Origin of the sequence: Salmonella sp. 741265116_PST (assembly GCF_046567715.1) — a bacterium.
Classification (GTDB): domain Bacteria; phylum Pseudomonadota; class Gammaproteobacteria; order Enterobacterales; family Enterobacteriaceae; genus Salmonella; species Salmonella enterica.
Genome location: NZ_JBKFPH010000013.1, coordinates 86,850 through 102,739 on the forward strand (window position 1 = coordinate 86,850; position 15,890 = coordinate 102,739).

16 protein-coding genes are annotated in these 15,890 nt (G+C 55.3%); 9 read left to right on the forward strand and 7 right to left on the reverse strand.

Annotated features, from left to right (window positions below):
* Positions 1 to 9 precede the first annotated feature (9 nt).
* The 9 genes from pduO (at position 10) to pduX (ending at position 8,410) form a co-directional block, all read left to right on the forward strand.
* Complete coding sequence (gene pduO, locus ACLD11_RS11490) at positions 10 to 1,020, forward strand: two-domain cob(I)yrinic acid a,c-diamide adenosyltransferase PduO (protein WP_001029486.1); 1,011 nt, start codon at positions 10 to 12, stop codon at positions 1,018 to 1,020.
* Positions 1,017 to 2,411, forward strand: a complete 1,395-nt coding sequence (gene pduP / locus ACLD11_RS11495) for a CoA-acylating propionaldehyde dehydrogenase PduP (RefSeq protein WP_411014925.1) — start codon at positions 1,017 to 1,019, stop codon at positions 2,409 to 2,411. The genes pduO and pduP overlap by 4 nt, the downstream gene beginning before the upstream one ends.
* An 11-nt stretch (positions 2,412 to 2,422) precedes the next feature.
* Positions 2,423 to 3,535 (forward strand): 1-propanol dehydrogenase PduQ, encoded by a 1,113-nt coding sequence (gene pduQ, locus ACLD11_RS11500; protein ID WP_411014926.1) that lies wholly within the window; start codon positions 2,423 to 2,425, stop codon positions 3,533 to 3,535.
* The gene (gene pduS / locus ACLD11_RS11505) at positions 3,532 to 4,887 is read left to right on the forward strand and encodes a cobalamin reductase PduS (protein ID WP_411014927.1); all 1,356 of its coding nucleotides are present in this window, start codon (positions 3,532 to 3,534) and stop codon (positions 4,885 to 4,887) included. Before pduQ ends, pduS begins: the two co-directional genes overlap by 4 nt.
* Before the next feature lie 2 nt (positions 4,888 to 4,889).
* The gene (gene pduT / locus ACLD11_RS11510; protein ID WP_000075777.1) at positions 4,890 to 5,444 is read left to right on the forward strand and encodes a propanediol utilization microcompartment protein PduT; all 555 of its coding nucleotides are present in this window, start codon (positions 4,890 to 4,892) and stop codon (positions 5,442 to 5,444) included.
* A complete protein-coding gene (gene pduU / locus ACLD11_RS11515; RefSeq protein ID WP_000441100.1) occupies positions 5,444 to 5,794 on the forward strand; it encodes a propanediol utilization microcompartment protein PduU in 351 nt (116 codons plus the stop codon). The genes pduT and pduU overlap by 1 nt, the downstream gene beginning before the upstream one ends.
* Positions 5,795 to 5,798: 4 nt before the next feature.
* Entirely contained in the window at positions 5,799 to 6,251 is a 453-nt protein-coding gene (gene pduV, locus ACLD11_RS11520) for a propanediol utilization protein PduV (RefSeq protein ID WP_000826277.1), read from the forward strand.
* Entirely contained in the window at positions 6,236 to 7,450 is a 1,215-nt protein-coding gene (gene pduW / locus ACLD11_RS11525; protein WP_097363183.1) for a propanediol utilization propionate kinase PduW, read from the forward strand. Before pduV ends, pduW begins: the two co-directional genes overlap by 16 nt.
* 93 nt (positions 7,451 to 7,543) lie before the next feature.
* A complete protein-coding gene (gene pduX / locus ACLD11_RS11530) occupies positions 7,544 to 8,410 on the forward strand; it encodes an L-threonine kinase PduX (RefSeq protein ID WP_001533066.1) in 867 nt (288 codons plus the stop codon).
* Positions 8,411 to 8,443: 33 nt separating this feature from the next.
* Here the strand turns inward: pduX and ACLD11_RS11535 are convergent, their stop codons facing one another.
* The 7 genes from ACLD11_RS11535 to phsA all read right to left on the reverse strand — a co-directional run bounded on the left by ACLD11_RS11535 (position 8,444) and on the right by phsA (position 15,745).
* A complete protein-coding gene (locus tag ACLD11_RS11535; protein ID WP_000450405.1) occupies positions 8,444 to 8,779 on the reverse strand; it encodes a DUF496 family protein in 336 nt (111 codons plus the stop codon).
* A gap of 244 nt (positions 8,780 to 9,023) precedes the next feature.
* A complete protein-coding gene (locus tag ACLD11_RS11540) occupies positions 9,024 to 10,082 on the reverse strand; it encodes an FUSC family protein (protein ID WP_001200858.1) in 1,059 nt (352 codons plus the stop codon).
* Between the two features lie 118 nt (positions 10,083 to 10,200).
* Positions 10,201 to 10,668 (reverse strand): DNA gyrase inhibitor SbmC, encoded by a 468-nt coding sequence (gene sbmC / locus ACLD11_RS11545; protein ID WP_000384326.1) that lies wholly within the window; start codon positions 10,666 to 10,668, stop codon positions 10,201 to 10,203.
* A 150-nt stretch (positions 10,669 to 10,818) separates the two neighbouring features.
* Complete coding sequence (gene dacD / locus ACLD11_RS11550) at positions 10,819 to 11,991, reverse strand: serine-type D-Ala-D-Ala carboxypeptidase DacD (RefSeq protein ID WP_031610656.1); 1,173 nt, start codon at positions 11,989 to 11,991, stop codon at positions 10,819 to 10,821.
* A gap of 123 nt (positions 11,992 to 12,114) precedes the next feature.
* A complete protein-coding gene (gene phsC / locus ACLD11_RS11555; RefSeq protein WP_411014928.1) occupies positions 12,115 to 12,879 on the reverse strand; it encodes a thiosulfate reductase cytochrome B subunit in 765 nt (254 codons plus the stop codon).
* Complete coding sequence (phsB, locus tag ACLD11_RS11560; RefSeq protein WP_001016236.1) at positions 12,876 to 13,454, reverse strand: thiosulfate reductase electron transport protein PhsB; 579 nt, start codon at positions 13,452 to 13,454, stop codon at positions 12,876 to 12,878. Before phsB ends, phsC begins: the two co-directional genes overlap by 4 nt.
* A gap of 14 nt (positions 13,455 to 13,468) precedes the next feature.
* Positions 13,469 to 15,745, reverse strand: coding sequence for a thiosulfate reductase PhsA (gene phsA / locus ACLD11_RS11565; RefSeq protein ID WP_411014929.1), 2,277 nt, complete (start codon positions 15,743 to 15,745; stop codon positions 13,469 to 13,471).
* Between the last annotated feature and the right edge of the window lie 145 nt (positions 15,746 to 15,890).

Genomic DNA, 15,890 nt, shown 5'->3' on the forward strand with positions numbered 1-15,890 from the left:
GGGGCGGTTATGGCGATTTATACCCGAACAGGTGACGCTGGCACCACATCACTGTTTACCGGCCAGCGGGTGAGCAAAACCCACCCGCGGGTTGAAGCCTACGGCACGCTGGATGAGCTGAACGCCGCGCTGAGCCTGTGCGCCTGCGCCGCTGCGGATGAAAATCACCGCACCTTACTCGAGGCCATCCAGCAGCAACTTTTTTGGTTTAGCGCAGAGCTGGCCAGCGACAGCGAGCAGCCGTCGCCCAAACAGCGCTACATCAGCAGCGAAGAGATTTCGGCCCTGGAAGCCGCTATCGATCGGGCAATGGCCCGCGTCGAACCGCTGCACAGCTTTATTTTACCCGGACGCTGCGAAGCCGCGAGCCGCTTACATTTTGCCCGCACGCTGGCGCGCCGCGCCGAACGCCGTCTGGTTGAACTGGCAACTGAAGTCAACGTACGCCAGGTGCTGATGCGCTACATCAACCGCTTATCGGACTGCCTGTACGCCCTGGCCCGCGCGGAAGATAGCGATGCGCACCAGGCCAACATCATCCGCGAAGTTAGTAAGCGCTATCTGGCTGCCAGCCAGCCGACCCGCAGCAAGGAGACAACGCCCGTGGCCCTCTCATTCCACGATCTGCACCAGCTCACCCGCGCCGCCGTTGAACGCGCGCAGCAACTGCAGGTTCCGGTAGTCGTCAGCATCGTTGACGCGCACGGCACGGAAACTGTGACCTGGCGGATGCCGGACGCCCTGCTGGTCAGCAGCGAACTGGCGCCAAAAAAGGCATGGACCGCAGTGGCAATGAAAACGGCGACCCATGAGCTGAGCGATGTTGTTCAGCCGGGCGCGGCGCTTTATGGCCTGGAAAGTCATTTACAGGGAAAAGTGGTCACCTTTGGCGGCGGTTACGCCCTATGGCGCGACGGCATATTAATTGGGGGTCTTGGCATCAGCGGCGGCAGCGTTGAGCAGGACATGGACATAGCACAGACCGCCATCGCGGCTATTAACGTGGGAACACATCAATGAATACTTCTGAACTCGAAACCCTGATTCGCACCATTCTTAGCGAGCAATTAACCACGCCAGCGCAAACACCGGCCCAGCCTCAGGGCAAAGGGATTTTCCAGTCCGTGAGCGAGGCCATCGATGCCGCGCATCAGGCGTTCTTACGTTATCAGCAGTGTCCGCTGAAAACCCGCAGCGCTATCATCAGCGCGATGCGTCAGGAGCTGACGCCGCTGCTGGCTGCTCTGGCAGAGGAGAGCGCCAATGAAACGGGAATGGGCAACAAAGAAGATAAATTCCTCAAAAACAAGGCTGCGCTGGACAACACGCCGGGCGTAGAAGATCTCACCACCACCGCGCTGACCGGTGACGGCGGCATGGTGCTCTTTGAATACTCGCCGTTTGGCGTCATCGGTTCAGTCGCCCCAAGCACCAACCCGACGGAAACCATCATCAATAACAGCATCAGCATGTTGGCGGCGGGCAATAGTATCTACTTTAGCCCGCATCCGGGCGCGAAAAAGGTCTCTCTGAAGCTGATTAGCCTGATTGAAGAGATTGCCTTCCGCTGCTGCGGCATCCGCAATCTGGTGGTGACCGTGGCTGAACCGACTTTCGAAGCAACCCAGCAGATGATGGCCCACCCGCGAATCGCAGTACTGGCCATTACCGGCGGCCCGGGCATTGTGGCAATGGGCATGAAGAGCGGTAAGAAGGTGATTGGCGCTGGCGCGGGTAACCCGCCCTGCATCGTCGATGAAACGGCAGACCTGGTGAAAGCGGCGGAAGATATCATTAACGGCGCGTCATTCGATTACAACCTGCCCTGCATTGCCGAGAAGAGCCTGATCGTAGTGGAGAGCGTCGCCGAGCGTCTGGTGCAGCAAATGCAAACCTTCGGTGCGCTGCTGCTAAGCCCTGCCGATACCGACAAACTCCGCGCCACCTGCCTGCCAGAAGGCCAGGCGAATAAAAAACTGGTCGGCAAGAGCCCATCGGCCATGCTGGAAGCCGCCGGGATCGCTGTCCCTGCAAAAGCGCCGCGTCTGCTGATTGCGCTGGTTAACGCTGACGATCCGTGGGTCACCAGCGAACAGTTGATGCCGATGCTGCCGGTGGTGAAAGTCAGCGATTTCGATAGCGCGCTGGCGCTGGCCCTGAAGGTTGAAGAGGGGCTGCATCACACCGCCATTATGCACTCGCAGAACGTGTCGCGCCTGAACCTCGCGGCCCGCACCCTGCAAACCTCGATATTCGTCAAAAACGGCCCCTCTTATGCCGGGATCGGCGTCGGCGGCGAAGGCTTTACCACCTTTACTATTGCCACACCAACCGGTGAAGGGACCACGTCAGCGCGTACTTTTGCCCGCTCCCGGCGCTGCGTACTGACCAACGGCTTTTCTATTCGCTAACCGAGGTTGCGATGAATACCTTCTCACTACAAACGCGGTTGTACAGCGGTCAGGGCAGCCTGGCGGTGCTCAAGCACTTTACCAATAAGCACATCTGGATAATCTGCGATGGCTTTCTGGCGCGCTCGCCGCTACTGGATACCCTGCGTAACGCGCTGCCCGCAGATAACCGCATCAGCGTATTTAGCGAGATAACGCCGGACCCCACCATCCATACCGTGGTGCAGGGCATTGCGCAAATGCAAGCCCTGCAGCCGCAGGTGGTGATTGGTTTTGGCGGCGGCTCGGCAATGGACGCGGCGAAAGCGATTGTCTGGTTTAGCCAGCAAAGCGGGATCAACATCGAAACCTGCGTGGCGATCCCGACCACCAGCGGCACCGGTTCGGAAGTCACCAGCGCCTGCGTAATTAGCGACCCGGATAAAGGCATCAAGTACCCGCTGTTCAACAATGCGCTGTATCCAGATATGGCGATCCTCGACCCGGAGCTGGTAGTCAGCGTACCGCCGCAGATTACCGCCAACACCGGTATGGACGTGCTGACCCACGCCCTGGAGGCCTGGGTGTCACCGCACGCCAGCGACTTTACCGACGCGCTGGCGGAAAAAGCCGCCAAACTGGTGTTCCAGTATCTGCCCACGGCGGTGGAAAAAGGTGGCTGCGTAGCGACGCGCGGGAAAATGCATAACGCCTCAACGCTCGCCGGGATGGCCTTCAGCCAGGCGGGGCTGGGGCTTAACCACGCGATAGCCCACCAGCTCGGCGGACAGTTTCATCTGCCGCACGGGCTGGCCAATGCGCTGCTGCTCACAACGGTTATCCGTTTTAACGCCGGAGTTCCGCGCGCCGCCAAACGCTACGCGCGGATGGCCAAAGCCTGCGGCTTTTGCCCGGCAGAAGCCAATGACATTGCGGCGATCAATGCGCTGATTCAGCAAATCGAACTGCTTAAGCAACGCTGTGCCCTTCCCTCACTGGCCGTTGCGCTTAAAGAAGGAAGATCCGACTTTTCCGCACGCATTCCGGCGATGGTGCAGGCTGCGCTGGCTGACGTTACGCTGCGCACTAACCCGCGCCCGGCCAGCGCCGAGGAAATTCGTGAACTGCTGGAGGAACTGCTATGAGTACCGCCGTCAACGCCGTTGAAATGCCCCATAGTGCCGATGAAATTCGCGAGCGCGTTCGCGCAGCGGGCGTTGTGGGTGCGGGCGGCGCAGGTTTTCCCGCTCACGTCAAACTACAGGCGCAGGTAGAGATTTTTCTGGTGAACGCCGCCGAATGTGAACCGATGCTCAAAGTTGACCAGCAACTGATGTGGCAGCAGGCCGCGCGTCTTGTTCGCGGCGTGCAGTACGCGATGACGGCAACCGGCGCGCGCGAAGGGGTGATAGCCCTGAAAGAAAAATACCGCCGGGCCATCGACGCCCTCACTCCACTGCTGCCAGACGGTATCCGCCTGCATATCCTGCCGGATGTATATCCCGCGGGCGATGAGGTGCTGACTATCTGGATGGCAACCGGTCGTCGGGTCGCCCCTGCCGCGCTGCCTGCCAGCGTCGGCGTGGTCGTCAATAACGTGCAAACGGTGCTGAATATTGCCCGGGCGGTCGAGCAGCGGTTTCCGGTCACTCGTCGCACGTTGACCGTGAACGGCGCGGTCGCCAGACCGTTGACCGTTACCGTTCCTATCGGCATGTCACTGCATGAAGTGCTGGCGCTGGCGGGCGGCGCAACGGTCGACGACCCTGGTTTTATTAACGGCGGCCCGATGATGGGTGGCCTGATTACCTCTCTTGATAACCCGGTGACGAAAACTACCGGCGGCCTGCTGGTGCTCCCCAAAAGCCATCCGCTTATCCAGCGGAGAATGCAGGACGAGCGCACGGTGCTTTCCGTCGCGCGCACCGTCTGCGAACAGTGCCGACTGTGTACCGATCTCTGTCCGCGACACCTGATCGGCCACGAACTCTCTCCGCACCTGCTGGTGCGGGCAGTGAACTTTCACCAGGCCGCCACGCCGCAGCTGCTGCTGAGCGCCCTTACCTGCTCGGAATGCAACTTTTGCGAAAGCGTGGCCTGCCCGGTGGGGATCTCGCCGATGCGCATCAACCGCATGTTAAAACGCGAGCTGCGGGCGCAAAACCAGCGCTACGAAGGGCCGCTGAATCCGGCCGACGAAATGGCGAAATATCGCCTGGTGCCGGTGAAGCGGCTGATCGCCAAACTGGGACTAAGCCCCTGGTACCAGGAAGCGCCGCTGGTTGAAGAAGAGCCGTCAGTAGAAAAAGTCACTTTGCAGCTGCGCCAGCATATTGGTGCCAGCGCAGTACCGACTGTTGCCGTCGGCGAGCGCGTGACGCGCGGGCAATGCGTTGCCGATATCCCGCCTGGCGCGCTCGGCGCACCCATTCACGCCAGCATCGACGGCATTGTTTCGGCCATCAGCGAACAGGCCATCACGGTTGTAAGAGGTTAACCATGTCTCAGGCTATAGGAATTTTAGAACTCACCAGCATCGCCAAAGGCATGGAGCTTGGTGATGCCATGCTGAAAAGCGCCAACGTTAATCTGCTGGTCAGTAAGACCATCTGCCCAGGTAAGTTTTTACTGATGCTGGGCGGCGATATCGGCGCTATCCAGCAGGCCATTGAAACCGGTACGTCGCAGGCCGGCGAGATGCTCGTCGACAGCCTGGTGCTGGCCAATATTCATCCCAGCGTACTTCCGGCCATCAGCGGCCTGAACAGCGTCGATAAGCGCCAGGCGGTAGGTATCGTCGAAACCTGGAGCGTAGCGGCCTGCATTAGCGCCGCAGACCGGGCGGTAAAAGGCTCAAACGTCACCCTGGTGCGGGTGCATATGGCCTTCGGCATCGGCGGTAAATGCTACATGGTGGTGGCGGGCGACGTTTCTGACGTCAATAACGCCGTGACGGTTGCCAGCGAAAGCGCGGGCGAGAAAGGGTTGCTGGTTTACCGCTCGGTGATCCCGCGCCCGCATGAAGCCATGTGGCGACAGATGGTGGAGGGATAATGGAAAGACAACCGACAACGGATCGCATGATTCAGGAATACGTGCCGGGAAAACAGGTCACCCTCGCGCACCTGATTGCCAATCCCGGCAAAGATCTCTTTAAGAAGCTGGGCCTGCCGGATGCGGTTTCCGCCATTGGCATCCTTACCATCACGCCGAGCGAAGCCTCGATTATCGCCTGCGATATCGCCACTAAATCCGGCGCGGTGGAAATTGGTTTTCTCGATCGCTTTACCGGTGCCGTGGTGCTGACCGGCGACGTTTCTGCTGTGGAATATGCCCTCAAGCAGGTGACGCGCACGCTGGGCGAAATGATGCAGTTCACCACCTGTTCGATCACCCGGACGTAACGTCATGAAGCGTTTGATGTTTATCGGCCCCAGCCAGTGCGGGAAAACCTCGCTGACCCAAAGCCTGCGCGGCGAAGCGCTCCATTATAAGAAAACCCAGGCCATTGAATGGTCGCCGATGGCCATCGATACGCCGGGCGAATATCTGGAGAACCGCTGCCTGTACAGCGCTCTGTTGACCAGCGCCTGCGAGGCCGACGTTATCGCCCTGGTGTTAAATGCCGACGCCCAGTGGTCGCCCTTTTCTCCGGGTTTTACCGCCCCGATGAACCGCCCGACGATTGGCCTGGTCACCAAGGCCGATCTCGCCGAGCCGCAGCGTATTTCGCTGGTTGCGGAGTGGCTTACGCAGGCTGGCGCACAGCAGATTTTTATTACCAGCGCGCTGAATAACTCGGGTCTCGACGCCGTGCTGGATTTTCTGAATTCGAAGGAACCTTTATGTCTTACAAAATAATGGCCATTAACGCCGGCAGCTCATCGTTAAAATTCCAGCTGCTGGAGATGCCGCAGGGCGACATGCTCTGTCAGGGGCTGATTGAGCGTATCGGTATGGCGGATGCGCAGGTGACAATTAAGACGCACAGCCAAAAATGGCAGGAAACCGTCCCCGTTGCCGATCATCGCGATGCGGTAACGCTGCTTCTGGAAAAGCTGCTGGGTTATCAAATCATTAACAGTCTGCAGGACATTGACGGGGTGGGCCATCGTGTGGCGCACGGCGGTGAGTTTTTCAAAGACTCGACGCTGGTCACGGATGAAACGTTAGCGCAAATCGAACGTCTTGCTGAACTGGCCCCGCTTCACAACCCGGTAAACGCCTTGGGTATTCACGTTTTTCGTCAACTGTTGCCTGATGCCCCTTCCGTAGCCGTGTTTGATACGGCATTTCACCAGACGCTGGATGAACCCGCCTATATTTACCCGCTTCCCTGGCATTATTACGCTGAACTGGGGATTCGCCGTTATGGCTTTCATGGCACCAGCCATAAGTATGTCAGCGGCGTTCTGGCGGAAAAGCTGGGCGTACCACTCAGCGCATTACGGGTGATTTGTTGTCATCTTGGAAACGGTAGCAGCATTTGCGCCATCAAGAACGGGCATTCGGTTAATACATCGATGGGCTTTACGCCGCAGTCAGGCGTGATGATGGGCACCCGTAGCGGAGATATTGATCCCTCTATTCTGCCGTGGATAGCCCAGCGCGAAAACAAAACGCCGCAACAGTTGAATCAGTTATTAAATAATGAGTCAGGCTTGCTGGGCGTTTCTGGCGTGTCGTCTGATTACCGCGATGTCGAACAGGCAGCCAATACCGGTAACCGGCAGGCTAAACTCGCTCTCACTCTGTTTGCCGAACGCATTCGCGCCACCATTGGCAGCTATATTATGCAAATGGGAGGACTGGATGCGCTGGTATTCACTGGGGGCATTGGCGAGAACTCAGCGCGCGCCAGATCGGCGGTGTGCCATAATTTGCAATTTTTGGGCTTAGCCGTTGATGAAGAGAAAAATCAACGTAATGCGACATTTATCCAGACGGAGAACGCCCTGGTGAAAGTCGCCGTCATCAACACCAACGAAGAGTTAATGATCGCACAAGACGTTATGCGCATTGCGCTACCGGCCACGGAAGGGCTTTGTGTACCAGCCTGAGAGGGTTATACGACGTATTGCGGCAAGTCATGGTAATAACGCTTTTACCATGACACTATGCGCGCACACTATTCGTACCTGAAAGGTGATAACGTGGCTGTTGCGCAATGCCCCGCCTCATGCGGGGAACTTATCCAGGGATGGATTCTGGGCAGTGAGAAACTGGTCTCCTGCCCCGTTGACTGGTACAGCACCGTAGCAGTCACGGCTGCGCCGCCGTTGGTAAACGAACGCCCATTGTCGCGGGCGATGGTGGAGCGCGTTCTGGCGCACTGGCAGTATCCTGCGCACTGGAGTAACGAGATTCGCGTCGATGTGCGTTCGTCAATTCCTGTTGCCAAAGGCATGGCCAGCAGCACCGCAGATATTGCCGCTACGGCGGTGGCAACGGCGCATCATCTTGGCCATTCGCTGGATGAAACCACCCTTGCACAGCTTTGCGTCTCAATCGAACCCACTGATAGCACCGTTTTTCATCAGTTAACGCTGTTTGATCATAATAATGCGGTCACGCAAATCGCCTGCGAGCCACCGCCGCCAATCGATTTGCTGGTACTGGAAAGTCCGGTCACACTGCGCACGCAAGATTACCACCGTCTCCCTCGCCAGCAGAAATTAATAGCAAGTTCAGCAACCTTGCAGCAGGCCTGGAATCTGGTGCAGGAAGCCTGTATAACGCAAAATCCGCTCCGACTGGGTGAGGCGGCTACGCTTAGCGCTATCGCCAGCCAGACGCTGTTACCTAAGCCAGGATTTACCGCCCTGTTGTCGCTGGTCGAAGAGTGTGATTTATACGGATTGAACGTGGCACATAGCGGTAGCGTGGTGGGTCTGATGCTGGACCGGAAACGTCATGATATTGCGCGCCTGAAAGGTAAGCTGGCAGAGAAAAAACTTACCCGACACTGGCCAAAACAACATTTACTCAAGATGGTCACTGGCGGGGTCAAACTGCAGTGAGAGCCTGATATACGCTCCCACTGCCGTAGCGCATTATTCGGCTTTTACATCGGCGTGTTTCATTTCGCCCATCGCTTTCAGCTTTTTGGAAATGTCGCGACGCTCTTTGGAGATTTCGGCATTTTTAATGATGTAGTCATCAACGCGATCTTCATAGTCGCTTTTCATGCTGGCGATGATACCCTGAATCGCCTCAACGCTCATACCTGGCTTGATGTAGTCGCTCAGGTTGTCCAGCAGCAGCACACGCTTCTGGTTGTCACGGATCTTCTTCTCAATGTCCTGAATTTCACGCTGCAGTTTATTTTTGCGACGGAACAGACGAACAAACTCCAGCACGTCCTGGAAAGAAGGCTTGGTTGTTTCCATTTTTACACCCCTGATAATGTGAGATTCGGATTCGTTAAGCAACTGCTAGTGGATAAACATTACGTTTATCCCCGTCATACTTCAAGCCGCCAGAGGAAACACCGTTACGTCGCCGTCTGGGGAAACCTGAAGGTTCGGGGATAAAATCGTTGCCAGTAGCACTCATTTTATCCTTATATTAGTATCATACTCTTAATCTTTGCTGAATCGAAGCAGCAACAAATTCATTCGCCCCATCTGCTTTTTATTTGCGCAAAGCCCGGCAGATCAAGTGTGAAAGCAGTTCCAACTGTCGGGCCGTTTCCATACTTAGCCAAACATAGCCGTGGATGGGGGTTTCAGCCACCGCGTCGCCCTGCTGCTCGTTCATTAGCTGTCGCAACTCGGCAGCAATATCATTCAGTTTACCGGTATTTGCCAGTACCGGCTGCGGGTTGCCTTCAAACAACGCGTGGGCGATCGTTAACAAGGTTTGCTGCGTCATCTGCTGGGTTTCACGCAATGTGTGCGCGTTAAGCATCACAAAATGGCTGGCGCGCGTCGCCCAGTGGGCGTTGATTTGTAATTCAAGCATACAAACCAGATTGCGGTTGATGGTCTGAATGGCCTCGAAAATAGATTTTTGTATCCGGGTTTCTTTACTGGCGGGCGTTATCAGCCCGCGCATTTTGACGACATCGTTCAGCAACCGTTGCAAATGTTTATCCAACCGGGGGCGCTCCAGCAAATTCGGCGACAGCGCTGCCTGATACACCCGATTATACGCCGTGACGCAATGCGCCAGTTGGATGCGCCAGTGCAAAAAGGCGCGCTGGGGCCAGATGCCGGTAAACAACATCGCCAGTAGCGACCCCAAAATCACATCCCCGCCACGCCATAATGCCGTATTCATATCACCAGCGGGAGCGCCGACAACAACGGCGAGCGTTATGCCTATCAGTAGCGCCTGATACGGTTTTTTCCCTAAGGCCAGCCAGCCGCACAAAAACATCGCTATCGCACACCACACCAGCATCAGCGGTAAGGAAAAGAGCTCCAGGCGTAGCGCCACCAGCCCTAACGCCGCGCCCAGGATCGTACCGCCTATGCGCTCAAAAGCACGAGGCACTACATTTCCCCAGAATGAGATGGGCCCCATAATCACCACTAACGTGATTAGCGGCCATGTGCCTTCGGGAATAGAAAACAGACGAACCAGCAGAAAGGTAAGAATGAACGCCAGGGCGATACGTATGCCATGCACGATGCGATAATGACGGTACAACCGTATTTCAAAAGGGCTTAATGACTTATCGGCACGCACGCTTGCGCTCCTTACGGGAATGGCAAAAAATGCATTGTACCTGCTTTATAGCAAAAATAGCGCACTGGCGGACGGAACACATTATCCGTCCGCTCTTTTCAGATGGGAAACCAGTCGATTACTTCCGCTGTACCGGAATATACATTTCAATATCCCAGTATCCATCTTCCATGCCGTTATTCAGATAGGTTTCAAAACAGGGCGCAGAGGCTATCTGATAAGCGCTATCCTGCTCCAGGACGTCAAAAAACCGCTCCCACGGCTTCGCAAAGTCACGGTCTTCCACTCGCGCGACAGCAGTGGCATATTCGCCGCCTTCAATGGCGGTCACGATTACGCCTTCACTATTGTCCGGCAGGATGAAATTCTCTGCCACGGACACCACGGTATCGCAGCGGAGTTTTTCCGCAGGTACGACATCTGGATTGTCGTAATAGACGGCAATCCATTCAACTGGCACGATCCGCTGTCGATCCACCCACGTCATCAGTTGTTCAAAACCCTGCTTCACGGTGTGTTCCCATGGACCGACCATGTGGAAACCGGCTATCTTGCGTTTTTGTTCCTGCCTGATTTCGTAATCCATGCTGCCTCCGTCACTTTACTATACTGTATGAATATACAGTATAATTGCAGCATTTTACGGTCACAAGGACAGCGTGATCATTTTGTGAGCAACCTCGCAATCCCGCCCTTTTGACACCTCAGATGACGGTGAACGATGTGTGACAACGGCTTACGCTTTATGCTGAAAATAGTCGCTCAGACGAGAGAACATACCGCCTTTACCCACCGATTCCAGAGTGACCAGCGGCCACTGAGCGATCAGTTTATCCCGATCGTAGAGCTCTATTTCACCTACCTGTTGATGAGCGGCGATTGGCGCCTCCAGCTCTTTTCTATCCAGCACATATTTTGCTTTGATATGCGGAATTTCCGCTTTAGGCAGCGCCATCCAGAAATCCTGTCCCGTACCCAGCGCAATCTTTTCTTTGTCTCCATACCAGATTCGCTCGCTGCCCACTTTTTTACCGCTGTGCAAAATCTGCACCGTCGCAAAGTTTTGCTGGCCCCACTGCAACAGTTTTCGCGCCTGTTCCTCACGACCTTTCGAACTTTTCGCTCCCATCACGACGGCGATAAGTCGACGCTGCCCGTCCACCGCCGATGCGATAAGATTAAATCCCGCCCCCGATGTGTGTCCGGTTTTAAGCCCATCGATATGCATGGTCTTATCCCATAACAAGCCGTTGCGGTTCTGCTGTGTGATGCCGTTCCAGGTCAGGCTTTTCTCGCTGTACATGTGATAAAATTCAGGTTCGCCGTGAATAATCGCCCGGGAGAGTACGGCCAGATCATACGCGGAGCTATGTTGTCCCGGCGCATCCAGACCGTGGACGGTTTCAAAATGGGTATCCTGCAAATTGAGTTTTTTCACATAGCTGTTCATCATCGCCACAAACTGCGGCTGCCCGCCCGCGATATAATCCGCCAGCGCCACACAGGCATCGTTACCGGAATCCACAATTAAGCCACGGCTTAAATCACGCACCGACACGCGATCTCCTTCTTTTAAAAACATCAACGAGGAGCCGACAAACACCGGATTATCCTTCGCCCAGGCGTCGCGCCCAACGGTGACGATATCGTCAGGGCTGATACGATGACTATCGATGGCGCGATCGACGACGTAGCCCGTCATTAGCTTGGTAAGGCTGGCGGGATTACGTTGCTGGTGTTCATTACCGGCGGTAAGAACCTGTCCCGTAGTGTAATCCATCAACACCCAGGCGCCTGCATCAATGGCTGGCGGTTGGGGAGCAAAACTTACGGCATCGGCCGCAAGCGCAGGAGAAAGGTGCATCGCGAATAAAGAAGCGGCAATAAACAAACGGCGTTTCAACAGCATGTCCTCAGGATAGTCTCAATTTGCCGTTCTTTTTACGGAAGTTCAGTTAAACAAACATGGATAAATTGCAAGAAAATGTGACACAAGGCACATTTTCTTGCTGACTTTATTTTATGGATACGCTCAGACGGCGGACTTATCCCCGCGCGGCGCGGTACGATGACGGTGATAGCCGTCAACCATGCTACGGAAAATTTGTCCCGGCGAGTCGCCCAGAGTACACAGATAGAGATGCGCGCAAATAAACAGTAAGCCGATGATAGCAAGCGCCATATGCAGCACCAGCATCACAGGGCCCAGACCCGCAACCTGCGGATAGAGACACAGCAAACCTGTGATGATTAACAGCGGTACCAGCGCGTACATAATCGCCAGATATGCCAGTTGTTGCAGTGGATTGAACTTATTCTGCTCTGTTGCCGCGAACGGATGCGCTTCCCCTTTCATAATGCCAAAAAGGTAAAAACGCGTCTGGCGTATGCAGCGCGTCACCAGTCCGGAAAAATTTACCCGATAGTGACGCCCGTTATCTGTGGTGAGGTTGATCAGCACAAACCCGACCCAGAAAGCCAGTAAGGCAAAACCACACCAGGTATGCACTTGTACCATTAGCGCTACAGGGCCGAGAGAAAAATGACCAAATAAACCGCTTAACAGTAATAAAACAAACAGTAACGCATTTCCCCAATGCCAACGGCGAATCGCCAGCGAGTAGAGATAGTCACGATGCTCTTCGCCGCCCGCCGTTTTTGGCGCCAGCATCCGGCGCAATAACGCATGGATAACCAGCCCAACAAGCATGAGCAGTACCACGACGCCTGCGTAAATTAACCACAGCGGCCAATAATCTGGCGCATAATGTAGTTCCGTTCCCCAGATAGTATTCATGCTTTACCCTCCTGATGGACTTCTTTACGACGGTACAGACTGACCGCGCCGCTACGCGCCTCCTGCTGGCGATAGACCTCTTTCTGACCGACCCAGCGCTGGATCTCGCTCTCATCCAGTCTGCCGAATTTCAGCGCGTCCGTTGGGCAAACGGATACGCACGCCGGAGACTGGCCAGCCGCCAACCGCGTGTCGGCACAGAAGTTACACTTGTCGGCGACGCCGGTTTGCGGATTCAAATAGCGCACATGGAAAGGACACGCGGCAACACAATAATCGCAGCCAATACAGCGCGATTTATCCACCTGCACGATCCCGTTTTCATCACGATATGACGCTCCGGTAGGACAAACGCTGACACATGGCGCATTTTCACAGTGCTGACAGGAGACGCGGACAAATTGAAAATGGGTTAGTGCGTTGGATGCCTGTTCAGGGGCGCGAATTTGTACCTGTACGCGGCTAAAGCCCTCCGGTACGTCATTAAGCACTTTGCAGGCAACGGTACACGCCTGGCAGCCGATACAACGTTTTTCATCATGCAGCATGACGTACTGATTCGTTAAATGATTCATGGTTCCCTCCTCCCTCATGCCCGGCTCAGCGTCACGCCTGCGGTATGCACTACTGTACCGGATACCGGACTCGTCACGTGCGGCAGTAAATTTCCGCAATGGATACCGTGTGTCGTCGCCGCCGTTTTGGCCCCAGCTTTAGCGCCAAATCCCATATAGACAAAAAGCGTGTCCGGGCGGATTCCGGGCGTCACCAGCGCCTTACCTTTCTCTTTACCCGTGGCATTTTCCAGCCAGATCTCATCGCCGGTCTTAATGCCTTTTTCTTGCGCCGTTTGCGGATGGACCCAGACCGCGTTATCCCACATTAGCTCGCTGAGTAAAGGTACGTACTGCGTCGCGCCATTGGTATGCACGGCCACTTTGCCCTGAATGAAGTAAAGCTCATTCTCTTTTTTAAGCGCAAAGTCACGAACGCGCGGAACGCCGTAGCCTGGGAGCAATTCCTCCAGGGTTGCAGAATAAAGTTCGATTTTGCCGGAGGGCGATTTGAAGCGAAGCTGTTCGCCATAGGTGTTGTCGCTGTCCGTCGCGATAGCGCCGGGGTAATGTGCCGTAAACTGACGAACGGATTCTGGTTCGCGTAATAGCAGCGGAACGCCCCATTCGAGATACCCTTTCTGTCGCAGTTCCTTCGCTAAGGCATGGTCGCCGTTCAACTGATAGAGTTGGCGCGTCTGCATATCCTGCCACGGATAGTACTGCCCTAATCCCAACTGCTCGCCAAGTTCTTTCCAGATTTGCCAACTCGGACGCGCCTCGCCAATCGGCTCTACGACCTGTTGGCGCAGAGCGTAAGCCGGGTGCAGTCCCGACATATCCGATACCTCTTCGTCCCGTTCGAGATAAGTGCATTCCGGCAGCAGATAGTCGGCATACGCCGCGCTCTCGCTCAAATAGACATCGCAGCTGACCACCAGATCCAGTTGCTCAACGGTTTTTACCAGGTCCGAACGACAGGTGACGGTCTGGAAAGGATTATGCCGCGACATAATCCACGCCTTTATTGGGTAAGGCTTCTGGGTTAACGCCGCGTCAATAATGCTTTGCACCACGCCGCCGCCAGCGGCGATATATTTAAACTGCGGTGCGACCAAATCGATTCGTTGCGCCGTCGGTTTCGGCATATTTTTAATGTTGAGTTTCGCCAGCGTTGGCGCGACCTTTTCTCCGGCCAGTTTGTTGTAAACCGACGCGCTTTTTTTCTGATATAGCCCGCCTTCGCGCTCAATATTACCGAGCAGTACATTAAGCGTAAAAATCATACGCCGCATATCGATCTCTTCCTGCGAGAACGTCGCGCGATGACCAGGACTGACAATAGCGTGAGGCGCGCAGGCGGCCAGTTCGCGTGTCACCCGGACAATAACGTCGGCTGGGACATCGGCCTGCGCGGCGGCCCATTCCGGCGTCGTCTCTTTTACCGCCTGTGCTAACTGTTCAAATCCGCTGGTATAACGCTCAACAAAAGACGCATCGTAGAGTTGTTCATCAATCATGACGTGGCACATCGCCAGCAGAACCGCTAAATCTCCCCCGGGACGAATAGCGTGCCACTCATCCGCCTTGCTGGAAAATATCGACAGACGCGGATCGAAGCTCACCATTTTGGCCCCCTTCTCCTGCGCGGTCATTAACTCATGGGTATCGGCAACTTCAATGCCTTCATACAAATTGTGGCCAAACGAAACCAGATAGCGCGTGTTAGCGATATCCATCGCCAGATCGCCGCCCATCATCACTTTTGCCGCAATGGCTTTCCCGGCAGGGCATGTTGAGGCGTGAGTAAAGGTATTAGGCGAACCAAAGGCCGTAGCCAGATGGAAAAGATGGCTGGAGAGCGAGCCCGATTTGGAAGAGAAAGCCACGGTCTCGGGGCCATGCTGCGCTTTGATGGCATTCATTTTCGCCGCGATTTCCTGGTAAGCCTGTTGCCAGCTAATCACCTGCCATTCACCGTCGCCGCGTGGCCCGGTGCGTTTCATAGGTTTTACAATCCGTTGCGGGTCATTGACCAGGCTGACGCCGCTCCCGCCCCTGGCGCATATGCGCGTCCCCTGCTGCGGCGCAGAAGGATTGCCCTGGATAAAAACGGTCTTGTTATTGACTACCTGCGCCTGAATAGGGCAACGAAAGGAACACATTTCGCACAAGCTTGGCGTTAGCGCGGTTTTACCGTTAATGCCGGCAATCGGGTTGCGCGCCAGCGCCCCGGGCGGAAAAGCGCCCAGCGCGCAGGCAGAGCAGCCTATGCCTACCCCCTGCAAAAAAGAACGACGACTAATGCTCATATAACCTCCTGTTATTAGATATAGCTGAAGATTATATTTAATTTGTATTATGAAATGTCGGCTTCAATCACAATTTGAAATAGTTGTTAAAATGAACACACCAACACGATAAAACCTTTTATTTTATAAATATTTTATATTTCCT